At 73.3% G+C, this 23,941-nt stretch carries 25 protein-coding genes and 4 pseudogenes; 14 read left to right on the plus strand and 15 right to left on the minus strand.

What is annotated here, in order from left to right; all coding sequences use genetic code 11:
• Nucleotides 1-337: 337 nt before the first annotated feature.
• Nucleotides 338-778, minus strand: a complete 441-nt coding sequence (locus tag ACWFR1_RS25880) for a hypothetical protein (RefSeq protein WP_453555024.1) — start codon at nt 776-778, stop codon at nt 338-340.
• Nucleotides 779-876: 98 nt separating this feature from the next.
• Here ACWFR1_RS25880 and ACWFR1_RS25885 point away from each other — a divergent pair, with 98 nt between their 5' ends.
• A complete protein-coding gene (locus ACWFR1_RS25885; RefSeq protein WP_453555026.1) occupies nt 877-1,398 on the plus strand; it encodes a GNAT family N-acetyltransferase in 522 nt (173 codons plus the stop codon).
• 33 nt (nt 1,399-1,431) lie between these two features.
• Here the strand turns inward: ACWFR1_RS25885 and ACWFR1_RS25890 are convergent, their stop codons facing one another.
• A complete protein-coding gene (locus ACWFR1_RS25890; RefSeq protein WP_453555028.1) occupies nt 1,432-2,016 on the minus strand; it encodes a YdeI/OmpD-associated family protein in 585 nt (194 codons plus the stop codon).
• Between the two features lie 205 nt (nt 2,017-2,221).
• Here ACWFR1_RS25890 and ACWFR1_RS25895 point away from each other — a divergent pair, with 205 nt between their 5' ends.
• The 3 genes from ACWFR1_RS25895 to ACWFR1_RS25905 all read left to right on the plus strand — a co-directional run bounded on the left by ACWFR1_RS25895 (nt 2,222) and on the right by ACWFR1_RS25905 (nt 4,491).
• Nucleotides 2,222-3,238, plus strand: a complete 1,017-nt coding sequence (locus ACWFR1_RS25895; RefSeq protein WP_453555030.1) for a LacI family DNA-binding transcriptional regulator — start codon at nt 2,222-2,224, stop codon at nt 3,236-3,238.
• 74 nt (nt 3,239-3,312) lie between these two features.
• On the plus strand, nt 3,313-3,549 hold the full coding sequence (locus ACWFR1_RS25900; protein WP_453555032.1) for a hypothetical protein: 237 nt from the start codon (nt 3,313-3,315) through the stop codon (nt 3,547-3,549).
• Between the two features lie 3 nt (nt 3,550-3,552).
• Complete coding sequence (locus tag ACWFR1_RS25905; protein ID WP_453555034.1) at nt 3,553-4,491, plus strand: carbohydrate kinase family protein; 939 nt, start codon at nt 3,553-3,555, stop codon at nt 4,489-4,491.
• Here the strand turns inward: ACWFR1_RS25905 and ACWFR1_RS25910 are convergent.
• Both ACWFR1_RS25910 and ACWFR1_RS25915 read right to left on the minus strand, forming a co-directional pair.
• Entirely contained in the window at nt 4,469-5,758 is a 1,290-nt protein-coding gene (locus ACWFR1_RS25910; protein ID WP_453555036.1) for an ATP-binding protein, read from the minus strand. The genes ACWFR1_RS25905 and ACWFR1_RS25910 overlap by 23 nt on opposite strands.
• Nucleotides 5,759-5,948: 190 nt before the next feature.
• Entirely contained in the window at nt 5,949-6,386 is a 438-nt protein-coding gene (locus tag ACWFR1_RS25915; RefSeq protein ID WP_453555038.1) for an SPW repeat protein, read from the minus strand.
• Between the two features lie 231 nt (nt 6,387-6,617).
• Between ACWFR1_RS25915 and ACWFR1_RS25920 the strand changes: the two genes are divergently transcribed.
• On the plus strand, nt 6,618-6,989 hold the full coding sequence (locus ACWFR1_RS25920; RefSeq protein WP_453555040.1) for a cupin domain-containing protein: 372 nt from the start codon (nt 6,618-6,620) through the stop codon (nt 6,987-6,989).
• A 43-nt stretch (nt 6,990-7,032) separates the two neighbouring features.
• Here ACWFR1_RS25920 and ACWFR1_RS25925 read toward each other — a convergent pair.
• Nucleotides 7,033-7,435: pseudogene (locus ACWFR1_RS25925) on the minus strand (TauD/TfdA dioxygenase family protein); the annotation flags it as partial.
• A complete protein-coding gene (locus ACWFR1_RS25930; protein WP_453555042.1) occupies nt 7,429-7,743 on the minus strand; it encodes a hypothetical protein in 315 nt (104 codons plus the stop codon). The gene ACWFR1_RS25930 and the pseudogene ACWFR1_RS25925, both read right to left, overlap by 7 nt.
• Between ACWFR1_RS25930 and ACWFR1_RS25935 the strand changes: the two are divergent.
• Nucleotides 7,690-7,947, plus strand: a pseudogene (locus ACWFR1_RS25935) (arylsulfatase); the annotation flags it as partial. The gene ACWFR1_RS25930 and the pseudogene ACWFR1_RS25935 sit on opposite strands and share 54 nt — an antisense overlap.
• Before the next feature lie 79 nt (nt 7,948-8,026).
• On the plus strand, nt 8,027-8,806 hold the full coding sequence (locus ACWFR1_RS25940) for a GNAT family N-acetyltransferase (protein WP_453555044.1): 780 nt from the start codon (nt 8,027-8,029) through the stop codon (nt 8,804-8,806).
• Here ACWFR1_RS25940 and ACWFR1_RS25945 read toward each other — a convergent pair.
• From ACWFR1_RS25945 to ACWFR1_RS25955, 3 genes are all read right to left on the minus strand, one after another.
• Nucleotides 8,773-9,981 carry a serine hydrolase domain-containing protein gene (locus ACWFR1_RS25945; protein WP_453555046.1) on the minus strand — a complete coding sequence of 403 codons (1,209 nt, stop codon included), beginning with the start codon at nt 9,979-9,981 and terminating at the stop codon, nt 8,773-8,775. The two genes, ACWFR1_RS25940 and ACWFR1_RS25945, sit on opposite strands and share 34 nt — an antisense overlap.
• A gap of 256 nt (nt 9,982-10,237) precedes the next feature.
• Nucleotides 10,238-10,603 (minus strand): hypothetical protein, encoded by a 366-nt coding sequence (locus tag ACWFR1_RS25950; protein ID WP_453555048.1) that lies wholly within the window; start codon nt 10,601-10,603, stop codon nt 10,238-10,240.
• 74 nt (nt 10,604-10,677) lie between these two features.
• On the minus strand, nt 10,678-11,658 hold the full coding sequence (locus ACWFR1_RS25955; protein ID WP_453555050.1) for a LysR family transcriptional regulator: 981 nt from the start codon (nt 11,656-11,658) through the stop codon (nt 10,678-10,680).
• Nucleotides 11,659-11,794: 136 nt separating this feature from the next.
• Here ACWFR1_RS25955 and ACWFR1_RS25960 point away from each other — a divergent pair, with 136 nt between their 5' ends.
• From ACWFR1_RS25960 to ACWFR1_RS25970, 3 genes and pseudogenes are all read left to right on the plus strand, one after another.
• Nucleotides 11,795-13,069 (plus strand): MFS transporter, encoded by a 1,275-nt coding sequence (locus ACWFR1_RS25960; RefSeq protein ID WP_453555052.1) that lies wholly within the window; start codon nt 11,795-11,797, stop codon nt 13,067-13,069.
• Between the two features lie 289 nt (nt 13,070-13,358).
• Nucleotides 13,359-14,795 carry a carboxylesterase/lipase family protein gene (locus ACWFR1_RS25965; protein ID WP_453555054.1) on the plus strand — a complete coding sequence of 479 codons (1,437 nt, stop codon included), beginning with the start codon at nt 13,359-13,361 and terminating at the stop codon, nt 14,793-14,795.
• 136 nt (nt 14,796-14,931) lie between these two features.
• A pseudogene (locus ACWFR1_RS25970) lies at nt 14,932-15,078 on the plus strand (GNAT family N-acetyltransferase); the annotation flags it as partial.
• A gap of 192 nt (nt 15,079-15,270) precedes the next feature.
• Here ACWFR1_RS25970 and ACWFR1_RS25975 read toward each other — a convergent pair.
• Together ACWFR1_RS25975 and ACWFR1_RS25980 are read right to left on the minus strand one after the other, a co-directional pair.
• A complete protein-coding gene (locus ACWFR1_RS25975) occupies nt 15,271-15,708 on the minus strand; it encodes an OsmC family protein (protein WP_030689015.1) in 438 nt (145 codons plus the stop codon).
• A 125-nt stretch (nt 15,709-15,833) separates the two neighbouring features.
• Nucleotides 15,834-16,817, minus strand: a complete 984-nt coding sequence (locus tag ACWFR1_RS25980; RefSeq protein ID WP_453555056.1) for a type 1 glutamine amidotransferase — start codon at nt 16,815-16,817, stop codon at nt 15,834-15,836.
• Between the two features lie 187 nt (nt 16,818-17,004).
• Between ACWFR1_RS25980 and ACWFR1_RS25985 the strand changes: the two genes are divergently transcribed.
• A complete protein-coding gene (locus ACWFR1_RS25985; protein ID WP_453555058.1) occupies nt 17,005-17,298 on the plus strand; it encodes a hypothetical protein in 294 nt (97 codons plus the stop codon).
• Between the two features lie 68 nt (nt 17,299-17,366).
• Here the strand turns inward: ACWFR1_RS25985 and ACWFR1_RS25990 are convergent, their stop codons facing one another.
• Entirely contained in the window at nt 17,367-17,729 is a 363-nt protein-coding gene (locus tag ACWFR1_RS25990) for a hypothetical protein (protein WP_453555060.1), read from the minus strand.
• Between the two features lie 216 nt (nt 17,730-17,945).
• On the opposite strand from ACWFR1_RS25990, the gene ACWFR1_RS25995 reads away from it, so the two are divergent.
• Together ACWFR1_RS25995 and ACWFR1_RS26000 are read left to right on the plus strand one after the other, a co-directional pair.
• Nucleotides 17,946-20,339 (plus strand): molybdopterin cofactor-binding domain-containing protein, encoded by a 2,394-nt coding sequence (locus ACWFR1_RS25995; RefSeq protein WP_453555062.1) that lies wholly within the window; start codon nt 17,946-17,948, stop codon nt 20,337-20,339.
• 14 nt (nt 20,340-20,353) lie between these two features.
• The gene (locus ACWFR1_RS26000) at nt 20,354-20,833 is read left to right on the plus strand and encodes a (2Fe-2S)-binding protein (RefSeq protein ID WP_453555063.1); all 480 of its coding nucleotides are present in this window, start codon (nt 20,354-20,356) and stop codon (nt 20,831-20,833) included.
• Nucleotides 20,834-20,875: 42 nt separating this feature from the next.
• Here ACWFR1_RS26000 and ACWFR1_RS26005 read toward each other — a convergent pair.
• A pseudogene (locus tag ACWFR1_RS26005) lies at nt 20,876-21,040 on the minus strand (MerR family transcriptional regulator); the annotation flags it as partial.
• Between the two features lie 21 nt (nt 21,041-21,061).
• Between ACWFR1_RS26005 and ACWFR1_RS26010 the strand changes: the two are divergent.
• Nucleotides 21,062-21,661, plus strand: a complete 600-nt coding sequence (locus ACWFR1_RS26010; RefSeq protein ID WP_453555065.1) for a hypothetical protein — start codon at nt 21,062-21,064, stop codon at nt 21,659-21,661.
• Nucleotides 21,662-21,738: 77 nt separating this feature from the next.
• Here ACWFR1_RS26010 and ACWFR1_RS26015 read toward each other — a convergent pair whose 3' ends face one another.
• Nucleotides 21,739-22,566: a hypothetical protein gene (locus ACWFR1_RS26015; RefSeq protein ID WP_453555067.1), complete on the minus strand. Its 828-nt coding sequence runs from the start codon at nt 22,564-22,566 to the stop codon at nt 21,739-21,741.
• Nucleotides 22,566-23,840, minus strand: coding sequence for a VWA domain-containing protein (locus ACWFR1_RS26020; protein WP_453555069.1), 1,275 nt, complete (start codon nt 23,838-23,840; stop codon nt 22,566-22,568). The genes ACWFR1_RS26015 and ACWFR1_RS26020 overlap by 1 nt, the downstream gene beginning before the upstream one ends.
• Nucleotides 23,841-23,941 lie beyond the last annotated feature (101 nt).

A 23,941-nucleotide genomic window follows, 5' to 3' on the forward strand; every position in this document is an offset into this window, starting at 1 on the left:
AACGACTGGCCAGAGCCCCAAAAGACACGGCGCCGGCCTGAGCCTCTACCGCGTCGTCCGCGAGCTACAGACCCTCCTCGCGACATGGACCGGCGTCTGCCCCACCTGTCACCGCGGCATACCCACACCAGCCCTAACCTGACCAAGCCCTACTAGACCAGACCCCGGGCCTCGGCGGTCGCGCCGGCCGGCGGGGCGGTAGTCGGCTGCCACAGGCAGAGGGTGATCAGCAGGACGAACGCGCTGCGGGCGGTGAATGTGCGCAGGTTGTTGAACAGCTCCCAGAGCGCCAGGATCTCCGCGTGATCGGCCGGGGCCGACGATTACTCCCGTGAGGTCAGGCGAGGGCCGGGTCGGTGAGGTCGAGGCGCAGCTCGTTGCCCCAGTCGTTGGTGAAGACGGCTGTCGCTCCCTCGTAGCGCACCCCCACGAACGGGTTCGAGCAGTACATGAAGGCCAGCCAGCGCAGGGAGCCGTCCGCGTCCAGGCGGGCGAGGTGGCCGGTGTTGCCCATGCCGCCGCCACCTCCGGACATCCGTCCCGAGCCGTCCGGCAGCGGGCTCGCGAAGAAGCGGTCAACCTCGGCGGTGCCGTCCTCCTCGACGGCCTGGAGCACGTCGAAGGGATCGCCGAGACGGAAGGGGATCGGTTGCCCGGCGTCCGGGTGATACGCCCCCGGGCCCTCCACGTACACGTCCCTGCCGGTGTCGTCCGGGCGGTACAGCCCGTCGCGGTACGGCATCTCCCCGGCCGCCCACAGCCGTACGACAGTCCCCATGCGCCCCCTGCCTCCCCTCCACGCCGTCGTTCCGACGGCATGAACGTGCGGGACCACCGGTGTCGTTCCCGAGGGCGGGGGCTGAGAGGATCACCACCATGCCCGTCTCCCCGACCCCGACGCCGCCTCCCGCCACGGCCCCGCCCGAGTCTGTCACCACCGACCGGCTGTTCCTGCGGGCCGTTCGCCGGGGGGACCTCGCGGCCGTGACCCGGCTGTGGACCGACCCCGAGGTGCGGCGCCATCTCGGCGGGCCCGTCACGGAGCCCGTCATCCGTATCCGGCAGCGGCGGATCGTCGGGGCGGCCGGATTCCACGCCGTGATCCGGGCCGAGGACGACGTCCTCCTGGGGCTCGTCAGCGTCGAGGCGGGCGCGCGGAACGGCGAGACGGAGGTGTCGTACCAGTTCCTGCCCGAGCACTGGGGGAGGGGCTACGCCCGGGAGGCGGTCGGCGCGGTCGTCGCGCGGGTGCTGGAGAGCATGCCGAGCGTGGTCGCGGTCACCCAGGAGGCCAACGACCGCTCGCGCCGCCTCCTGGAGGCCGTCGGCCTGGAGCACGCGGAGTCCTTCGTGGAGTGGGACGCCCACCAGGTCCTCTACCGCAGGGCCGCCGCTTAGGGCCTGTCCGACCCTGATCCGCCGGACAGGCCCTTAAGGGGCCCCGTCCGCCGCGAGCGCCGCCACCGCCCGTGCCAGCCGTGCCGCCCGCGTCTTCGCCGTGCGCGCCTGCCAGAGACTCAGGATCACCAGGTAGCGGTCCGTCTTCCCCAGGGCCTCGAAGGCCGCGGCGGCCCGCGGGTCCGCCGCCAGGGCCTCAGCCAGGTCGTCCGGCACGGTCGCGTCCTTCTGGGAGGGGTACGCGGCCTCCCACCGTCCGTCCGCCCGCGCCGCCCGTACTTCCGCGAGGCCCGGTTCGCGCATCCGGCCCGCGGCGGTGAGCGCCTCGACCTGGCGGACGTTGACCTGGGACCAGAGGCTGCGCGGCCGGCGCGGGGTGATCTTCTGCAGATACGTGCGCTCGTCGCGCCCGACGCGTTTGCCGGTGATCCAGCCGTAGACGAGCGTGCCGTCGAGGATCTCGTCCGCCGTCGGCGAGGGGAGGTCCGCGCCCTTCTTGGCCAGCAGCAGCCAGATGCCCGGGGTGTCCCCGTGGTGCAGTTCCAGCCAGGCCTCCAGCTCCTTGCCGTCGTCGAACGCGATGACCGCGAGCCCCTCGACCGTCTCGACCGTCTCCACCGGAAAACCCTTCCCCCGCACAGCTGACACCGCCGCCCGAGTCCGTCGGCGGTCCTTCGTGAACAAGATATTGACAGCGGCCGGAAGCCGGTCGTAACTTGCGCGCAACGCCGCACTAACGCGCGTTACTAAAGCGCGTAACCCGGGAGACCGAGCCGGGTCGGCGATCAGGGAAGAACCGGGAAAGATCCAGGGAGGGGTCGTCGTGGCCGCCAACAGCGCCCGCAGCGTCACCATGAGCGATGTCGCCCGCCGCGCGGGGGTCTCGCGCACGGCGGTGTCCTTCGTGCTGAACGATCGCCCCGGAGCCGCCATCCCGGACGAGACCAGGCGTCGTATTCAGGCCGCGATCGACGAGCTCGGCTACCGGCCCAACGCCGGAGCCCGCGCCCTCGCCGCCCAGCGCAGCGAGTGGTACGGACTGATCACCGAGATCGTCACCGCGCCCTTCGCCGTCGACGTCATCAAGGGCGCCCAGGACCGCGCCTGGCTCGACCGCAAGTTCCTGCTGATCGCCGCCAGCGAGGGGGACCGGGCCCAGGAGGCCGCCGCCCTCGACAAGCTCCTCGAACAGCGGGTCGAGGGACTGCTCTACGCCACGACCTGGCACCGGGCGGTCACCCTCCCCAAGGCCGCCCGCGAGGTCCCCACCGTCCTTGTCAACTGCTACGACGCCGAGGGCGAACTGCCCTCCGTCGTCCCCGACGAGATCGGCGGCGGCCACCGTGCCGGCCGCCACCTCGTCGAGGCCGGGCACGAGCGCATCGGGTTCATCAACCTCGACCCGGACATCCCCGCCGCCCTCGGTCGGCGCGAGGGGTACGAGCGGGCGCTGCGCGAGGCCGGTCTCCCCCTGGACCCGTCGCTGATCGTCTCCGGACACGCGACGGCCGACGGCGGCTTCACGGCCGCCTGCGCACTGCTCGACCGTGCCGACCGGCCGACCGCGCTCTTCTGCGGCAACGACCGGATGGCGATGGGCGCGTACGACGCCATCAAGGAACGTGGGCTGCGGATCCCGGACGACGTGGCCGTGGTCGGCTACGACAACCAGGAGCTCATCGCCGCCTATCTGCGGCCCAAGCTGACCACGCTCGCCCTGCCCTTCGAGGCGATGGGCGCCAAGGGCGTGGAGATGCTGGCCGCTCTCGCAGCGGGGCAGCCGCTCGACACCCGCAGGGTGACGCTCGACTGCCCGCTGCTCGAACGCTCGTCGGTCTGACCGCGAATCAGCTCCGTCGAGTCATCTCGTCCCGTCTTCGTCCAGTGTGTTGAAGAGAGGAAAGAGCCACCATTATGACACCCTCCCCTTCCCGTGGCCGAGCCCCACGGAGGCTCAGGCCCGCCCTCCTGGCCGGCGCCTACCATCTCCGGATCGTCCACCAGGGCACCCGCGTCCAGGTCTTCCTCGACGGGAACCGGATCATCGACCGTACCGACCAGGCCGCCGGCCGCCCCTCCGACGGCCATGTCGGACTGAACGTCTTCGGCGGCCGGGCCGGCTACCAGGACACCTACGGCAAGGAGCTCTGACCCATGTCCTTCCTGGTGATCGGCGAGTGCGTCGCCGACATCGTCCGCGCCCCCGCGGGCTCCGGCGCCGCCGACCGCGTCCACCCGGGCGGCAGCCCCGCCAACGTCGCCTACGGCCTCGCCCGTCTCGGCCGGGACGTCACCCTGCTCACCCAGCTCGCCGGCGACCCCGCCGGACGGCTCATCGCCGACCACCTGAAGGGCGCTGGCGTACGGATCGCGCTCGGCGGCGCCCCCGCGCGCACCCCTTCGGCGGTCGTCGGCCTCGACGAGCGGGGCCAGGCCACGTACACCTTCGACATCGCCTGGACCCTGGACGCCACGGCACCGGCCGAGGCCTCACCCTCGCATGTGCACATCGGCTCGATCGCCGCCGTCACCGCGCCCGGCGCGGACGCCGTGCTCGCCGAGACCGAGCGGCTCCGCGACCGCGCCACCGTCAGCTACGACCCCAACGTCCGCCCGGGACTGATGGGGGAGCGCACCGAGGCCGTCGCGCGGGTCGAGCGCTGCGTCGCCCTCAGCGACCTCGTCAAGGCGAGCGACGAGGACCTGACCTGGCTCCACCCCGGTGAGGACCCGCACGCGGTCGCGGCCCGCTGGCTCGCGCTGGGCCCGGCCGTCGTCCTCGTCACCCGGGGCGGTGAGGGCTCGCTCGCCCTCACCCGGCACCACACCGTCTCCGTCGGGGCGCCACCGGTCGACGTCGTCGACACCGTCGGCGCGGGCGACTCCTTCATGTCCGCCGTCCTCGACGCCCTCGCCGGGCAGGACAGGGAGGCACTCGCCGGCCTCTCGGCTGAGGCGCTCACGGAGCTGCTCACCCGCGCCGGCACGGCGGCGGCCGTCACCGTCTCCCGCGCCGGCGCCCAGCCGCCCGACCGGGCGGAACTCGACGCCGCACACGAGGAGTTCGCTCTCAGATCCGGGCGTGCGTCGTGATGTCCGAGGCGAACTGCTCGACCATCGCCGGGGTGACCGTCGGGCGGCACTGTCCGATCGCCTCCAGATAGTCCGCCGTGCTCGCCCCCGGCACGGGGCCGTCCACGCCCCGGCCGCCGACCGCCACCAGGTCCCGCTCGAAGGAGGCCTGGGCGGCGATCCGGGCCGCGTGCTCGATGTCGGCCGGGGTGAACAGATCGCTCGCCAGGACGAGTTCGTCGATGTCGACGTCTGTTCGGCCGTCCGTGTACCGGGCCCAGATCGCCGCCCGCGCCACCTTGTCCGGCGTACCGATCGGGATGAGGTAGTCGAAACGGCCGGGGCGCAGGAACGCCGGGTCCAGGGAACGGATCGAGTTGGTGGCGCAGACGAGGAGGCGCTCGTCCCGCTCCCGGAAACCCGGTATCAGCTTGAGGAGTTCGTTGGTCACGCCGTGCATGCCGCCCGGCTGCGCCGGCTCGGAGCGGACCGGGGCGATCTCCTCGACCTCGTCGATGAAGACGAGGACCCGCTCCAGCTCGGCGATCCGCGCGAACGCGGACCGCAGGGCGGCCGCGAGGTTCCCCTCGTCGGCGAGGCGGGACGGCAGGATCTCCACGAACGGCCAGCCGAGGCGGGAGGCGATGCCCCGGGCGAACGTGGTCTTCCCGGTGCCGGGCGGCCCGAAGAGGCAGACCGCGCGCGGCGGCCGCACCCCGTGCCGGGTGGCCCTCTCCGGCTCGGCGAGCGGCAGGACGACCCGGCGCTCGATGAGGTCCTTCTCCCGCTCCATCCCGGCGACCTTCGCCCACAGGTCGCCGGGGAGCAGCCGGCCGCCGAGGTCGTCGAGAAGCCCGGCCGCGGGCCCGTGTAGCGGCTCCACCTTCTCGAAGTACGCGACGGCCGGCTGCCGCGTGTACCCGGCGTTCAGCAGCCCCTCGCCGAGGAGTTCCTCCTCCGGCAGCACGTACGCGATCCGCCCGACCCGGGCCGCCACGAGCCGCCGCTCCAGCTCCACGAGCAGGGCGCTGGCCAGGCCGCGGCCGCGCCACGCCGAGGAGATCGCGATCCGCATCACCCAGGCGCGCTCGCCGGAGACGCAGGCCAGCGCGGCCCCGATGGGCGCGCCCTGGTGGACGGCGACGACGGCCGGCTGCCGGGAGGTGAGGGCCCCGATGCACTCGGCGAGCGAGAACACGGACTCCTGCCCGAGCTCGGCCGTGGTGTCGATCAGATGGACGACGGCCGCGAGATCGCTCTCGCGATAGTCGTGGATGTGCCAGTTCACCGGTGGTACCGCCCCTCGTTCGTGCCGATGCGGTGAGGCTAGGCGCGGCCGGGGACACCGGTCGTGCGCCGCCGTGCACAAGGCGGTGCGGACAAACGCTCCGTACCGGCTCTATGTCAGCGGGCGGACACGGTGAACGGCGGCGCCTCCGCACAGGGGAGGTGCCGCCGTTCCGGTACAGCTCAGAACGTCACGTCCTTCTCTTGGTCATCAGCAGTCCGCCGGCCGTGAGGGAGAACAGGCAGACGCACGCACCGGTGATCACGTTGCTCAGGATCGTGCCGGTGGTGGGGTTCTGCCCGACCACCCAGGGGGCGATGATCAGCCAGGCACCCATGAGCAGCACGACGAAGTTCAGGTCCTGCGACCGCTCGGGGGCCATCGACATACAGAGGCCCAGGGCCGCGAGGGCGACGCCGACGACCAGGTTGCTGAGGGCGAGTTCCGGCTGGGCGGCGGAGAAGTGAACCGTCCATGCGGAGATCGCGGCGTAGATTCCGGCGAGGATCACGAGCTCCTCGACCGCCGCGACACCTCGGGTCTGGAGCACACGGGCGTAACGATCCCGCATTTCCCCGGCGTCCGGGTGTCCCGCGATATCACCGCGACGGTGAGAGACGTCGGCCATACGACTCGCCTCCTTCTGGCGTCATGCACGTCCGACCGCTTGTGTGGCAATCATGCCGCGGCTCCATTGTGCTCTTATCTGTCCTTTATGTGTAGATCTGCCCGATAGGGGAAGCGCACAGAATTCGACCCGTCGAGCTGCTTGGAACCACCAAAGCGGGTGGGGCGGACCGACCCGGCGTAGCCTGGAAGTGGACTCGGGGCCAGGCCTTCACACCGCCAGGAGAGCGCGATGGCCGGCATCGTACGGAAGAGTTTCGATTCAGCGGACGAGACCCGCCCCTTCGAGGACGGCAAGGGCAGGCTCGACCTGATCAACGGTGAGCGCGGAGCGGTCGGCCGCGCCGTGTTCGAGCCGGGTTGGCAGTGGTCCAAGCACGTGAAGCCGATCGCCGGCACCGACAGCTGTCAGGCGTCGCACGTCGGATACGTCGTCAGCGGCCGGATGAAGGTCGTCATGGACGACGGCGAGGCCACGGAGTTCGGCGCAGGCGACTTCATGGAGGTCAAGCCCGGACACGACGCCTGGGTGCTCGGCGACGAACCCTGCACGGCCCTCGACTGGGTCGGCTTCGTCGACTACGCCCAGCCGTCGGGCTCCTGACCGACGTTCCTCCGGCGCGAAGCGCGCGGTTCGACGGCGCCCGTCAGACCGTGACGGGCTCCGCGGGCTCCGCGGTCGACGCGCCGGAGGCGATGCCGAAGGCCGGCTCCGGCACGGACTCGGGCGCGAGGAGCACCGAGGCGGCGCCGTCCACGGCGACCGGCACGTCGCCGTCGATGGTCACCCGGCGGAGCTTGCGCTCGTGGTCGTCGGAGTCGTCCACGCCGTAGTGCCGGGTGGCGCGGTTGTCCCAGATGGCCACGTCGCCCACCTGCCACTGCCAGCGCACGGTGTTCTCCGGGCGCTCGATGTGCGCCTGGAACAGCGCGAGCAGGACGCGCGAGTCGGCTCCCGTGAGGCCGCTGATCCGCTGCACGAGGTCGCCGAGCAGGAGCGTGCGCTCGCCGGTCTCCGTGGACGCGCACCACGGGGTGCTCCGTCACGTACTACGTCGAGGGCGCCCGCAGATCCCGGTCGACCTGCACATCGGCGCCTCCGGCGGACCGGTCGTCGGCGGTGTCCACCTCGGTGTGCCCAGCTCGACCTCGGCCTGGTCGACCTGCGCGGCCGCGTCCTGGCCCGTCGCACCCACCCGCACGACGGCAGCGCGCCGGACGGCCTGCCGGTCGCCGTTGCCCGCGCGCTGCGCGGCTTCCTCGACGAGCACGCGCAGGGGCGCCCGCTGCTCGGCGTCGGCGCCGCCGTCGGCAGCTGGGTGGACGGCGAGCGCCGGGCCGCGCCCGACAGCGTCCACCAACTCGTCGGCATGGCCCCCTTCCAGGGCATCAGCGTGGGCGTCGACCGCAAGTCCCCCGTCTCATGGCCCCTCTTCGAACGCCACCGCTCCTTCCGCTTCACCGGCCGCCTCCGCTCCGTCACCTACCACCCGGGAGCACCGGGCCCGGACGCGCCGGAGACCGTCGCGGCGGCACTCAAGGGGGCGGCGGCCTTCGAGTAACGGAGGGCGGGCGGGGGAGGGCGGGGCGGGCAGCGGAAATCTCCTTCGCCCGCCCCGCCCGACCGGCCACAATGCCCTCATGCCCCAGGATCCCGACATCGCCGAGGCCCGTGCCGTACCGCCGCTTGCCGCCGCCCGGCGGCTGTGGGAGGACATGGCGGGGGTTTCCGCGTCCTTCCCGTCGGCGGGTGCGATGAACGTGGTGGTGTCCCCGGATTCAGGCCTGTGTCCCATGGGCTGGGCCGGGATCGTGGCCCTCGGGGGAGCGGCGCTCGTGACCGTCCCGGACGAGCGCGCCGCCGCGGCGGTACGGGGCGCGCTGCGGGGGCTGCCGGTGGCAGCGGTGGTGGACGCGGCGGCCGTCGGTGACGTCCTGCCCGTGACCCGCGTGCTGGGCCCGGCGGCACTCGCGTACGTCTCACCCGAGGGCTTCCGCCCGGCAGGAGGCGCGTCCCCTGCGGTGGAGCGGCTCGACGGCCACCACCGGGCCGTGCGCGCGCTGGAGCGCACGGCGGGTCCCGAGGACGCGGCGGAGGCCGCCCTCGACGAGATCACGTCCCCGGTGTTCGTGGTCCGCGAGCACGGCGAGGCGGTGGCCGCCGCCGGTTACCAGGAGTGGCCCCTGCGGACCGCCCACCTCAGCGTGCTGACCGCCCCGGCCGCCCGGGGACGCGGACTCGCCAGGGTCGTGGCCTCGACGGCGGTAGCCCACGCGCTCACCGCCGGTCTGCTGCCGCAGTGGCGCGCCCGTCCCCCGGCCTCACGGCGGGTCGCCGCCGCGCTGGGCTTCGAGGAACTGGGCGCCCAGCTCTCCGTGGAGCTCGCTCAGGACCGGGGCAGCGGGGCGCCGCCGTCGTAGACGTTCTCCGGGGTGACGATCCGCGTGACCGCCCGGGCGAGCAGCGTGGACGGCTCCTGGTTGTCGACACGGATGGCGTCCGTGTTGATCATGATGACCAGGGTGGCCCTCTGCGAGGGCAGGTAGACGGTCACCGTCTCGTACCCCGGCAGGGAGCCGTTGTGGCCGATCCAGCCGTCGGTCTTCAGGATTCCGAGGCCGTAGCTGGTGCCGGGGAAGCCGGTCGGCAGCGTCTTGAGGCGCTGCGCCTGGGTCTCCGGGCTGAGAAGCTTCCCGGTGGCGATGATCTCGGCCCAGCGGCGCAGGTCGTGCAGGTTCGAGATCATCGCCCCGGCCGACCATGCCCAGCTCGGGTTCCAGTCCGTGGCGTCCTCGATCTCGCCGCTCAGCGTCTGGTCGGTGTAGCCGTGCGAGTGCGGCTCGGGGTACTCGGCCCCGTCCGGGAACAGCGTGTGGAACAGGTGCGACGGGCGAAGCACCCGGTTGCGGATCACGTCCTGGATCCGCTGACCGGTCACCTTCTCGACCACCAGGCCGAGCAGGACGAGGTTGGAGTTCGAGTACTCGAACTTCGCACCCGGCTTGAAGGTGTTCTTGTGCTTCATGCCGAATGCGAGCAGCTCCTCCGGGGTGTAGGACCGTTGGGGGTCGCTCAGCAGGTCGTGGACGAAGCCCGCGTCGGAGGTGTACGGGAACAAGCCGCTGCGCATCTCCGCGAGGTGACGGAGCGTGATCCGGTGGCCGTTGCGCACGTGGGGCACGTACTTCGCGATCGGGTCGTCAAGACCGACCCGGCCGTCGTCGACGAGCTGGAGCAGCGCCGTCACCGTGAACGTCTTGGTCTCGCTGCCGATCCGGATGTACGAATCGGCGGACATCGGCTCGCGGGTCACGGTGTCGGCGACACCGCTCGCGCGGACGTAGCTCCCCTTGCCCGGCATCCACAGCCCGACGACGACACCGGGGATGCCGGCCTGCTCGCGGACCTCCTCGATGGCCTTGTCCAGCCGGGCGTTCACCGCGGGACCGAGACCGCCCGGCGGACAGTCGTCCTTGTCCTGCCGGTCGATGCCCGCGGCGTGGACGACGGGGGCGGGGGCCACGGCCATCGGGGCCAGCACGGTCGCCACGAGCAGCGCCGAGGCGAACAGACGTCGGGTGGGGGTGCGTCGCATGTGGGGGTGCCTCTTCCAGGTCGGGGGAGCAGGCAGCCACATCACCACCGGACCTCTCCCGGAGGCCCCGTCCGAGGAGCGCCCCACCGGAGTCCACTCGTTCGGCGCCGCCGGGTTCGCTGAGGCGGCCCTGCCCGGAGCGTCCTCCTGATGTACGGCGACTGGACGGCCGTCCCCCGCACGGCTGTGGAGGAAGCGATCCCCCCTCACTCCTGGGAGCGAGCCCTCACTCCGCAAGGCTCGCCCTCGTGTCGGTTCAGGTGTACGCGTCCGTGACGCAGTCGACGGCGCATCGCCAGTGTTCGAACCGTCGGCGTAGTGCCGCCGCCGCGTGGCGCTGTTCCACCGCGGTGTAGCCGTAGCGCTCGCGCGTCACGCGGACCACGGCCTCGACGGTGACGATGGCCGGTTCGCCGTCGCCGGCGGACCGGCGGGCCGTGGCGATCACGTGGTCGGCCGCCCGCTGCAGATCGCGCGCGTACTCACGCTGCGCGGCGGACCGGGCCCGGGAAGCGGCGAACGGCCGTACCGCACGGCCCTTCCAGACGAGACCGGCCGCGATGAGTCCCGCGCCGACGAAGAAGACGAGCGACCCCACCACGACATTGAGGTTCCACCTCATCGCGTGCCGCCTTCCCCCGGTGACGCATGAGTCGCCGGCCTGTGCCGCTGGTCCGGCGGCCGGTCGGTCCGATTCTAGAGCGAGGGGTGCCTCGTTCGCGGGCGTGCCCAGGAGGGTGTCCAGATGTCGGCCCCCGGGGTTCCCGGGGTCCCGGTCCCGGTCCCGGTCCCGGTCCCGGGAGCGGCGAGGTGGTCGCGGAGGGCGTGGAGCGCGGGGTGCGGATTGTCCACGGACCAGAGCAGCGAGTGCGGATAGACCGGCGTCGGGCCGTGCACGGGGATGCGCCGCAGGTCGAGGGATTCGGGCCAGACGAGTCGCGTTCCCGCGCCGACGAGGGTCGCGAGCTCGGGGGAGTCGGCGACGGTGTCGAGGAGCGGCTCCGTGCCGAAGTCGGGCCCCGTCACCTCGATCGTGAGCCCGAACGCGGCGGCGAGGTCGGCGTAGTAGGCCGCCCACTCGGTTCCGCTGACGATGCCTGGCACCCAGATCCGGTGCCCGGCGAGCCGTGCCGGCGTGACGGAACGCGCCGACGCCAGCGCGTGGGCCGGGCCGGTGAGGAGCTCGATCGGCTCGTCCAGGACCGGCAGGGCCTCGACGCCCTCGGGGAGGTGCCGGCCCGGCATGGTGACCGCGCGGAAGGACGCGTCGATCGTGCCGGACCGCAGGGCGGCGACGGCCGCGTCGGCGTCGAAGAGCGTCACGACGTCGAGCTCGATCTCCGGGTGCGTCCGGTGGAACGCCCGCAGCAGCGTGGCGGGCGCCAGCCGTCTGCCGATCACATCCACGCGCAGCGCGCGCGTGCCGGGCCGTACGGACGCGATCGCCCGGGCCTCGGCGCGGAGGAGGGCGCGGGCGTGCGGCAGGAAGGCCTGCCCGTCGATGGTGACCTCGGCGCCGTGCGGGGTGCGGGTGAGCAACCGCACACCCAGTTCCTTCTCCAAGGCGGCGACGCGCTTGGACACGGCCTGCTGGGTGATCGACAACTCGTCGGCGGCCTGCCCGAACCGGCCCGTGTCCAGGACGGTGAGGAAGGTGCGTACGGCTTCGAGATCCACGTCCCTGACCCTAACCCCACAACCGATGGTTGTCCGTCGGTGCTCGTCGGGTTGTTTGCTCCCGGTATCGGAGAGTCGATTGGATGGCCGCTGCCGACGCGCGGTTGTGCGACGTGTCGCGGAGAGGAGTACGGACATGGCGGGCGGACGGCCGGCTCCGGGGCGCGACTTCGGCTGGCTGTGGGCGGCGTACGGGGCGAGCGCGCTCGGAACCGGGCTCGCGTTCAGCGCCTTCCCCCTGCTCGCGATCACGGTCCTCCACAAGGGCGCCGCCGAGGTCGCCTCGCTCGCCGCGGTGGGGGCCGCGGTGGGCGCGGCGGTCGCGGTCCCGCTCGGGCCCTGGGGCGAGTTCCGCCGCAAGCGGTCGGTGATGATCGCGATGGACCTCGTCCGGTGCGCGGCGCTGCTGAGCGTCCCCGTGTCGTACGCGCTCGGCCGGCTCGGCCTCGCCCAGTTGCTGCTCGTCTCGGTCGTCGTCGCCGCGGCCGACATCACCTTCGGCGCGGCGGCCGGCGCCTGCCTGAAGGCGCTGGTCCGGCCGGAGGCCCTGGTCGCCGCCCAGGCCCGGCTGGAGTCCACGACCTGGACCGCGACCGTCGTCGGCCCGCCGCTCGGCGGCGCCCTGATCACGCTCCTGGGCCCGGTCGCCACCGTCGCGGCCGACGCCGTCAGCTATCTGCTCTCGGCGGCGGGCATCCGGGCGATCCGTGGCAGGGAGGCCCGCCCCCGGCGGGAGAACCGGCTGGAGAAAGGGTCCCTTGCGCGCTTCGGTGACCTCGTCGAAGGGTGGCGCCACATCCTCGCCCACCCCGAGCTGCGCCCGCTGTTCCTCCATACCGTCCTCGTCAACGGCCTGATCATGGCCACCGCGCCGCTCCTCGCGGTCCTGATGCTCGGGCCCCTGGGGTTCGCCCCCTGGCAGTACGCCCTCGCCTTCGCCGTCCCCTGCCTCGGCGGCCTCCTCGGCGCCCGGCTGGCTCCCGGGCTCGTCGACCGGTTCGGCCGCCACCGGGTCCTCCTCGTCTCGGGTGCGCTCCGCGTGTGCTGGCCGATCGGCCTGGTCCTCATCCACCCCGGAGTCACCGGACTCCTGCTCGTGATGGCCGTCGAGTTCGCCCTGATCACCTGCATCGGCGTCTTCAACCCGGTGTTCTCCGCCCATCGTCTGCGCCTGACGGAGACGAGCCGGGTCGTCCGCACGCTCACCGCCTGGTCGGTCACCGGCAAGGCCACCACCGCGACCCTGACCGCTCTGTGGGGTGTCCTGGCCGGTCTCGTCGGCCCCCGGACGGCGATCGCCCTCGCGGGCGTCCTCCTCCTGGCGACACCGCTCCTGCTCCCGCGGCGCCAGGCCACGACCGAGGCCGAGGGCGAGACCGAGACCAGGGGCGGCGCGGTCCACACCGGCTGAGGGGAGGCACACGGGCTGAGAGGCCGACAGGGCGGGACGGCACAGCACGGCACCGCCCCGCCCCGCCACCGCACCGCCCCGCACAGCCCCGCCCCGCACAGCCCCGCCCCCGCCCCGCACAGCACCGCACCGCCCCGCCCCGCACAGCCCCGCCCCCGCCCCGCACAGCTCGGCACAGGACCGGACAACACGGCACAGCACCATCACGGGATTGACACGTGTAAGCGCCCGGTGACACGCTCCTTGCCCGGCCCGTGTCGCCGCCCCCGCGTAGAAGGAGCAGCACCCCATGACCACGACCGTCACCACCACCCGAGGGCCCGTCCGCGGCGAACGCCGTACCGGCGGCAGCCTCCGGTTCCTGGGGATCCCGTACGCGCAGCCCCCCGTCGGCGACCTGCGGTTCGCCGCGCCCGTCCCGCCGGAGCCGTGGACGGAGCCGCTCGACGCCACCGCGTACGGCCCGACCGCCCAGCGCCGCCCCTTCGGCGAGGTCGTGATCATCCCCGAGCCCAGCATCCCGGGCGAGGGCGTTCTCAACCTCAACGTCTTCACCCCCGACGCCGACCGCGAGGCCGGGCTCCCCGTCCTCGTCTGGATCCACGGCGGCGGCTACGTCGCCGGCTCGGCGGCCAGCCCCTGGTACGACGGCGCCGCCTTCAACCGCGACGGCGTCGTCGTCGTCTCTCTCGGCTACCGGCTGGGCATCGAGGGCTTCCTCCACCTGGAGGACGCCCCCGACAACCGTGGCGTGCGGGACTGGATAGCCGCCCTGGAGTGGGTCCGCGACAACATCGCGGCCTTCGGCGGAGACCCGGCCAAGGTCACCATCGCGGGACAGTCGGCCGGCGGCGGCGCCGTCCAGACCCTCCTCGCCGTCCCGTCCGCCCGGGGACTGTTCCGCGGTGCGATCTCCGTCTCCGGCGCCGTCCTCAGCCCCGACGGCCCCGAGGTCGCCCGCGCCGCGGCCCGGCTCCTCACCTCCCGCACCGGCTTCCCCGCCACCGCGGCCGCGCTGCGCGACCTCGGCGACGACGAGATACTCGCGCTCCAGGACCGCCTGGCCGAGCAGGGCCCGGACCGCGAGGGCGTGCCGGCGCTGCTGGCCCTCGCGCCCTTCGCGGACGGTGAGCTGATCCCCGTACCCGCGCAGGAGGCCCTGACGGCGGGCGGCGCGGGGGACGGCGTCCCGCTGATGCTCGGCTTCACCGAGCACGAGTTCACGATGATCCCCGCGCCCGAGGGCGTGCCGTTGCCGCTCCTGCTCGGCGGCGTCGGCCTCGACCCCGCCAGGACCGACGCCTTCACCGAGGCGTACGCGGCGGGGGGCGAGGCAGCCCTCTTCGGCCAGGCGATGACCGACGCCGTCTTCCGCGCCCCCAACCTCGCCGTCGCGGACGCCCGCGCCGGGCGCGAACAGCCCACCTGGCTTTACGAGTTCGCCTGGCGCTCGCCGATCATGGGCATCGCCTTCCACTGCCTCGACCTGCCCTTCGCCTTCGACGTCCTCGACTCCGAAGGCGTCGCGCCCGTCGCCGGGGACACGCCGCCGCGCGCCCTCGCCGACGCCATGCACCGGGCGTGGGTCGCCTTCGTCACGGACCAGGACCCGGGCGCCGACTGGCCGCGCTACACCACCGACAAGCGCGCCACGATGATCTGGGACGCCGAGCCCAGGATCGCCGACGACCCGCTGAGCGGGGTCCGCGCGATGTGGCTCGACTGAGCGGAGCCGCCGCTGCGGCAGGGCACCCCGCGGACCGTGTCACACGTTCTTCATGCGCTGTGCATGGTCCGCCGGGGCGGGCGCGCGCGGATGATCGGCTGGGGCCCAGGACACGACCCGCCCGCCGAACCTCGTCGAACCCGTCGTGCTCTCCACCCAGACCGCCAACGCCCGCGCCATGCGCCTCGCGGCGAAGCCGGGCTTCACCGAGGTGGAGCGGTTCGAGGAGTGCGGCGCCGAGCAGTGGTTCGGCGTGTGGCCCTCGGCCACCCCGAACGGCTGACCGGAAGCGACCGAAGGAGGCCGGGCCGGGCGCGGACATGTCCATGGCGGCGGCGACCGCTCCACGGTGAGGAGGCCGTCACCGCGAGAGCGTCACGCTCCAGTCCGCGCTCGACCGGTCGAGCGGCGCCAGCTCGTCCGTACCGCGCTGCCGGAACTACCCGCCCAACCACCGACCTCCCCCAGTGTTCTGTCAGCCCTCGAAGCCGACCGTGCCGTCCGGCAGGATCGCCTCGACACGCGCGCCGTGCTCTACGGTCCGGCTCACCGTGCAGAACTTCTCATGCGTCAGACGCACGCCGCGGGCGAACACCTCCGCTGCCTTCGGGTTGTTGTCCGGCAGGTCGAACTCGTAACTGACCCTGATCCGGCCCACCCGGCCGTCGTCCTCGGGGCCCGAGACCGACTCCACCACGATCCGCAGGTCGTCGTGGTCCACGGCGCGAGCGGTCCGGTCGACGACCAGACCACCGCACCCGCCCATCGCCGCGAGCAGCAACTCGACCGGCGTGAACGACGGCTGCGCGTCCGCGTCGTCGGCGGCGGCCATCCGGACCTCCGCGCCCCGGTCGTTGCGGGCGGTCCAGTTCCGGTACCCGGTGCGGACGGTCTCGATCCGGTAGTCGGCCATGGCGGCGGAGCTCCTTCGCTGTGGTGCGGTATGCGGTAGCGGTACGTCGACCGCCACACCATTTCATGGTCCCGGCCACGGTCAGGCCCATCGCCCCGCCAGGCGGACGCGCACGTCGGCCCTGATCACGCCCGGGCCGCGCGCGCGACGGCGTGGGCACGCACGACCGCGCCCCATGCCCCGGACACCGCGCCCCAGACCGTGCGGAGTTCCGGCTCCGCCTCGCGTACCGAGGCCACCACGGCCGCCGGATCACCGCCCTCCGCGCGGACCTGCGCGTCGTCGGCCTCGGCCCAGCGGGCGACCGTGCCGGACTCCGCCTCCGGATGGAACTGGAGCCCCCAGCACGCGGACCCCACCCGGAACGCCTGGTACGGGCAGTCGTCGCCGGTCAGCAGCGGTACGGCGCCGGTCGGCAGCCGAACCACCTCGTCCCAGTGCCACTGCGCCGCCCGAGCGCCCTCCGGTACGTGGGTGAGTACGGGGTCGTCGTCCGCTGCGGCAAGCCGCCGCAGCGGTACGGCGCCCAGCTCGGGCCCCTGCGGCCGGGTCGCGACCGAACCACCCAGGGCCGTGGCGACTATCTGGCCGCCCAGGCAGATCCCGAGGAGCGGCACCTCACCGGCGACCCCCTCGCGGACGAGCCCACGGACACGGGGCAGCCACGGGGCGGCCTCGTCGTCCTGGCAGTTGACGGACCCGCCGAGGACGAGCAGCCCCGCGTGACCGCGCAGGTCCTCCGGGAGGGGCTCGCCCCGCCAGGCCCGCACCACGTCCAGGCGGAGCCCGGCGCGGACGAGCTGGTCCCCGACGAGACCGGGCCCGGCGCCCTCCTCGTGCTGGACGACGAGAACGGGCGGGGCGGTGGCTTGAGGCGCGGTGACAGGGACGCCGGCAAGGACCCCGGCCGCTCCGGCAGTGCCCTTGCCGGCGCCCTGGGCGCCTCCGGCCCCTCCAGCAGCCTCAGCAATCCCGCCGGCCCCGGCCGTTACGCCGGTCCCGGCCGTCCCCCTGGCCCCGGCCGTTACGCCGGTCCCGGCCGTCCCCCTGGCCCCGGCCGTTACGCCGGTCCCGGCCGTCCCGCCGGTCACAGTCGTCTCGCTCGTCACGGCGGTCGCGCCTCCACGCTCCGGCCCGGGGGCGTCCCGGGGTGTTCGAATTCCCCGAGCATCTCCGAAGACGGGCACCGGCGGGAGCCCCTGGGGCCCTCTCCACGTGATCAGTTGAGTAGGTCGCGCCGCCGTCCTGAGTACCTCGACCGATACGCGGCCCGCCGTCCGCCGCTGGAATAGGGGTATGACCTTCGACGCCCGGCGCCCCCGCCCCCTCCAGCACGTCACCGCGACCGGCACGGCCCTCGCGGTGGCCATCGGCCCGGTCGTGCTCGGTGCCCTGCTCGTCCGGTCGGCGGGCGGCGACCCGATGGCCTCCGTCAACGCCCTCATCGCGGGCGGCGGACAGCGCGCCCGGGTCTCCAGGGCGCAGCTCCGCTCCTGCGGGGGCCGGGTTCAGTCACGCGGCCTGCGGGCCGGCAGAAAGGCCTGGGGTGTGCTGTCCGCCGGCCCGGCCTCCCGTACGCGGCTCCGATGATCGCGGCAGTCTGACCTTCGTATGTGTGTGGGCTGGACCGAGTCGACGGTGTCCAGCCCCTGCCGGGATCAGCGCGGCTCCAGCGAGTCGGCCCGGCCGAGCAGTTCCGCGAGAGGGGTGCCGGTCCGAGCGGCGACGATGCGGCGAGCGCGCACCTGGGCGCGGGTGCGGGGCCGGAACTTCGGGTCCCGCCCGCAGCCGCACGGCTCGAAGCCCTCGTAGCGCAGCCCGGCGCCCAGGACCACCGCGACGACCGACCACGCCTTCCGGTTGCTGCGGCGGGGTGCCGCGAAGTCGTGGCCGGCGCACAGCAGCGGCGCGGCACAGCGCGGACACGTGTGTCCGGCGTCGCCGGGATGCCGTTTGAAGCTCACCCGGCACGAAACGCACGCGTAGTGCAACTTGTCGTGGACGAAGGCGTAGGTGCACACGGACCGACCGTACCGGCGGAGCTTCGTCACGGGCCATCAGATTTCACCGCCGAGCCCGGTGACCGCATCCGACGACGGCACCCAGCGACTGTGCCCGGTGCGCCCGGCACCCCCCGTGGGCTGAATGCCCCCAGACGTCCGCCGTATGAGCGATGATCGTCGCTCTGAGGATACCCGGCAGTAGCAAGACCGGGCCATGACGAAAGGGCACACCGCATGCCGAGGCGGCACCCCGCGCGGGACGACGACCACACGAGCGGCACCGGGGACGGAGCCGTGCCCTCCCCGCCGCCGGCCGGAAACGAACCCGGCATCGGCCGGCGCCGCTTCCTCGGTTACGTCCTCGCCGCCCCCACTCTCACCGTCGCCGCCCAGCTCGGCGCCGAGGCCCTCGTGCCCCGGCAGGCCGCCGCCGCGACCCCGGCGCTCATCCCGTCCCTGCCCGGCCCGGCCGAGCTCCTCGACCTCAACGAGCTGCTGACGCTCGCCGCCCTGCCGACCAGCGACCTCATCACGATCCGCGTCGACAGCGACGGCACAGCCCACTTCGCCCTGCCCCGCGCCGAGGTCGGCCAGGGCGTCACCACCTCCAGCGCCATGATCGTCGCGGAGGAGCTCGACCTGCCCCTGGAAAAGGTGCGGGTCACCCTCGCCGACGCCCGGCCCGAGCTGCTCTTCAACCAGCTGACCGGCGGCTCCAACACCACCTACTCCACCTACACCCCCATCCGGGTCGCCGCCGCCGTCGCCCGCGGCCGTCTGCTGCGGGCCGCCGCCCTCGTCCTCGGCGACGCCGTCGAGACGCTCACGACGAAGGCCGGCGCCGTCGTCTCCCCGACCGGGACCCTCCTCGGCTACGGCGAACTCGCCGCCAAGGCCGCCGCCGTCACCGACGCGGCGGTCGAGGTGGAGCTCAAGGACCGCGCCGACTTCCGCGTCATCGGCACCGCGCAGCGCAGGCTCGACGCCCTCGAAGCCGTCACGGGCCGCAAGAAGTTCGCGATGGACCTCCAGGTCCCGGACGCGCTGCCCACGATGATCTGCCGCCCGCCCACCATCAACGGCACCGTCCGTTTCGTGGCCAACCTCGCCGAGGTCAGCGCCATGCCCGGCATCACCGACGTCGTCACCGTCTCCACCGGCGTCGCCGTCCGCGGCCGCACCTTCGGCCAGTGCGTCGACGCCGTCCGGGCCCTCGACGTCGACTGGGGCCCCGGCACCGCCGAGGGTGCCTCCGACGCCACCGTCCTGGAGAAGCTCCGCCGGGCCGAACTCCCGCTGGTGGTCCCGCCGCTGCCGCTCCTCACCAAAGCGGTCGACGCCCGCTTCACCTTCCACTTCGCCAGCAACGCCGCCGTGGAGACGAACTGCGCGATCGCGGACGTGCGGGCGGACTCCGCGGAGATCTGGGCCTCGCTCAAGGCCCCGATCGTCGCCCAGGAACAGATCGCCCTCAAGCTAGGCCTGCCGCCCACCGCCGTCCGCGTCCACGTCACCGAGGGCGGCGGCTCCTTCGGCCGCAAGCTCTTCCACGACGCGGCCCACGAGGCCGCCGAGGTCTCCCGCGCCCTCGGCAAGCCCGTCAAGCTGATGTGGCACCGCACCGACGACTTCCGCCAGGGCCGTACGCACCCGATGTCCACCTCGCGGGTCCGTGCCACGTACTCGCTGGGCGAGGTCCTCACGTACGAGCAGCGCCACACCTCCGTGGCCACCGACTTCGGGCACGGCATCGGCGAGCTCCTCACCGCCGAAGTGGCCCGGCTTCCCGTCGCCGACCTCACCTTCTCCGAGACGATGTTCCAGCTCACCCAGGTGAGCCCCTACCACCTCGGCGTCACCACCCAGCTGCTCTCCGAGACCGACAAGGGCTACAACACCGGTTCCATGCGCGGCATCTACTCGCCCAACGTGCGCTGCGCCCAGGAACTCGTCATGGACGAGCTGGCCCGCCGCACGGGCAAGGACGGGTACGCGCTGCGACGCGGGCTCATGAAGGACCCGAGGGCGCGTGCCGTCCTCGACAAGGTCGCCGAGGTGGGGGACTGGGGCCGGACGATGGCCCCCGGCACCGCCCAGGGGATCGCGGTCCACGCCGAGTACCACTCCTTCGTCGCCGTCCTCGCCGAGATCGACTGCCGCCCCGCGACCACCGGGCGGACGATCCCGAACGCGTACACAGGGCCGCGTGTGACGAAGGTCGTGTGCGCCGTCGACGTCGGCCTCGCCGTCAACCCACGGGGTCTGGAGGCCCAGATGATGGGCGGCATCTCCGACGGCATCGCCCTCACCCTGACGTCCGGCCTCCACCTGCGCGACGGACACTTCCTCGAAGGCAGCTGGGACCAGTACTTCTACACCCGGCAGTGGAACACCCCGCCCGAGCTCGAGATCATCGTGATGCCGTCGAACGGCGAGAAGCCGGGCGGAGCGGGCGAGCTGGCGGTGGCCGGTGCTATGGCCTCCGTCGCCTGCGCCTACGGGCGCGCCACCGGCACGATGCCGACGGTCTTCCCCGTCAACCACGCGGAGCCGCTCGCCTTCACCCCCCTGCCGACCGTCCCCCCCGTCCCGGCCTCGCCCACCGACGGCCGCGACCGCACCATCTGAGACCTGGAGTCCCCGTGCCGCAGCACACCTTCATCCTGAACGGCAAGGCCGTCACCGCCGACGTCGAGGGCGACGTCCGGCTCCTCTGGGTCCTCAGGGACGTCCTGGGCGTCACCGGACCCAAGTACGGCTGCGGGGTCGGCGTCTGCCGGGCCTGTACGAGCCACCTCAACGGCAAGGCGTTCACGCCCTGCGCCGTGCCCGTCGACGACCTCGCCCCGACCGACGAGATCACCACCATCGAAGGCCTCCCCGACACCGTGGGGAGCGAGCTCCACCCGATGCAGGAGGCCTGGCTCGACCTCGACGTCGCCCAGTGCGGCTTCTGCCAGCCGGGCCAGATCATGGCGGCGGTGGCGACCGTCCGCCGGGCCCGGGAGGCCGGGCGGGAGATCACCGAGGCCGACCTCGACACGATCCGCAACATCTGCCGGTGCGGCACCTACGACCGCATCCGGCAGGCGGTCGTGGAGGGGGCCCGCCGCATGGAGTGACAGGAGAACGACGCGACCCGGCCCGAGCCTCCCCGCGAGGCGCTACGCCGACCCCGTCGCCAACTCCTCCCGTACGGCGTCCAGATACTCCGCCACCGCGTCCCGGTTCCGGGTCAGGAACCGGATGCGCTCGGTCATCCGGTCCCGCTCCTCCTCCAGGGTGGCCAGCATCTCCGGTGTGGCGTCCGGGAAGTGGTTGATCCTCGGGGCGCCCGATTCCTCGCGGGGGTGGCTTGGGCGCTGCTCGCCGGATGCGCGCGCCGCCTCGCCCCGCCGCACCTCCAGGGCCGGGCCGTCGCCGTCGCGATGACCGGCATCCCGGTCGCGCTCTCCCTCGGGGTCCCGGCCGGCACCTTCCTCGGTGCCGCCGTCGGCTGGCGGGCCGCCTTCACCGCGATGACCGTCATCGCCGTCGGGCTCCTCGGCTGGATCGCGCTCGCCGTACCGGACCTGCCGGGCGAGCGGGGTGGCGGACGCGCTCCGGTCGCCCGGACACTGAGGGTCCCCGGGGTCCTGCCGGTCCTCGCCGTCACCTTCGCGCTCGTCCTCGTGGCCGCCGGATTGTGGGGCCCCGGCTGGGGCGGGGCGCCGACGCTGCTCCAGACGGCCGTCGCCGACTCCGGCGGGGACGCCGCCGACACCGCCCAGACCATGCTGGTCAGCCTCTGGAACGCGGCCATGGCGGCCGGCGGTCTCGCGGGCGGCCTCCTCCTCGACGTCCCCGGCGCGGGGGTTTTGCCCTGGAGCGTGCTACTCCTGCTGGTCCCGGTCGTCGCCGTCGTCACGGGAGCCCGCGCCCACGACTTCCCCGCAGCCAAGGCCCCCTGACGTGCCGGAGTGTGCGAAGGCCCCCCACCGCGCCAGCAGGGCGGTGGGGGGCCTTCGCGTCGTACGGAAGGGTCGGTTCAGACGGCCGGCGGGAGCCGGGACGGGCGGCCCGCGCCGCGCGTCAGGACGTAGCCGCCGATGCCCGCGAGCGCCGCGAGGACGCCGCCCGCCACGGTCCAGATCCACCGGTCGGACCACCAGCCCGAGGACCAGCCGTCCTCCGGCGCCGCGGCCTCCACGGCCGACGGCCGGCCCGCGTCGGCATCAGCCTCCGCCTGGTCGGCGGTGGTCGCCCCGGGCACGAGCGGCGCGGCGAGCGAGCCGTCCGTGGCGTAGGCGCCGCCCTTGTCGAGCGTGCTCACCCCGACCCGGGCCGTGAACGGCTGGCCGAGGTCCTCGTCGGGCAGACCGGAGACGGTCAGCCGGACGTAGTAGCTGCCCGGCAGCGGGTCGTTCGCCCAGGCGTCGGCCGAGGCGCGGACCGGCCGCAGCACACAGGCCAGCTCCACCGAAGCGGTCTCCTTGGCCGCCGTGCGGGACTGGGTCCCGTACATGCACGGCTGACGCCGCCTCAGCCCGTCGTAGACGTCGACCCTCCAGGTGGTGGGGCCGTGCCGCAGCGCCGCCTCGGGCAGGGTGACCGTGGCGTTCACCGTGGGCCGCTGCCCGGTGTCGGCGGGGAACACCCAGTACAGGTAGTCACCCGTGGCGGCCTGCGCGGTGGCCTGCTGCCCCGGGAGGAACCTCGCGGCCGTACGGAAGGTGGTCCCGGCCTCCGTCGGCCCGGCGCTCGCGCTCGGGTCGGCGGACGGGGTGGGGGAGTCGGCCGAAGCGCCCGGCGCCGCGAGACCGAGGAGCGCGGCGCCCGCGAGGGCGGCCGTGGCGAGCATGCGTACGGTACGCATCAGTTGGTCCTCCAGACAGCGACGCGCCAGCGGGACACCCAGCCCCAGAGCAGACCGGCCAGGAAACCGGCGAGCACGAGCACCCCGAGCAGCCACCAGCCGCGACCGAGACCGAAGGCGGCCACGTCCGAGGTGGCCGACGGGCCGTCGACGACGTCGACCGTCAGCTCGATCGGCATGCCCGGCGTCGTCCTGACCGACGGGGGAGCGGAGAAGGAGTTGCTGACCTGGAGGCAGACGGTCTCGGCGGCCGGCTTGGCGTCCCCGGGCTCGTCGTCGAGATCGGGCTTCGGGTAGCGGAGGCCGGTCGAGATCACGTCCGTACGCCCGTCGCCCGCCTCGGAGCCGCGGACGATCTCGCGGCCGTGGAGCGTGACCGCGCGCAGCAGCACGCCGTAGTCGTTGTTGACGGCCCGGTCGGCCGAGACGCTGACGGAGGCGCGCAGTTCCTGGCCGGGCAGCAGGTCCACCCGGTACCAGCGGTGCTCGCCGAAGGTCTCGCGGTCGGTGTACAGACCGGCCTTGAGCTGCGGGGCGTCGGCGCATCGCGCCGCACCCTTCGTGCCCACGGGGGTGACGACCGGGTCGGCGGCGCGGTCGACCAACTGTTTCACCCTGCGGGAGAGTTCGTCGGTACGGTGGACCGAGGTGTACGTGCCTCCGGTCGCCTCCGCGATGCAGGTGAGCTGCTGCCGGGTCTTGGCGTCCGGCACCAGGCCCAGCGTGTCGATGACGAGGTGGATGCCCTTCGCCGCGATCTCCCGCGCGACCTGGCAGGGGTCGAGCGGGGCGCAGGTGTCCTCGCCGTCCGTGATGAGCACGATCCTGCGGGTGGCTTCGCCGCCCTCCAGGTCCTCGGCCGCGCCGAGCAGCGCCGGTCCGATCGGCGTCCAGCCGGTGGGTGCGAGGGTGGCCACCGCGGTCTTGGCCTCGGTCCGGTCGAGCGGACCGACCGGGTAGAGCTGCCGGGTGTCCTTGCAGCCCCGCTTGCGGTCGGGCCCGGGGTAGTCGGCGCCCAGGGTCCGGATCCCGAGCTGGACCTCCTCGGGCACCGCGTCGAGGACCTCGTTGAAGGCCTGTTTGGCGGCGGACATGCGGGACTTGCCGTCGATGTCCTTGGCCCGCATCGACCCGCTGACGTCGAGGACCAGCTCGACCTTGGGGGATTCCTTCGCCGCCGGCTCGTCGGCGGCAGCGCTCGTCGGCAGGAGCGCGGCGGCCAGGGCGGCGAGCAGCGCGCAGGCTCCGGTCGCCAGCCGTTTTCTCGTGATCATCGCCGGATCGTATTGATGATCCTCCGACAATCCAAAACGGGGGTGCCGGTTCACCCTCCCGACACCCTCCAGCGCCCGTGACGTCCGGTCAGCGGTGCGCG

This window comes from Streptomyces sp. NPDC055103, assembly GCF_053607625.1.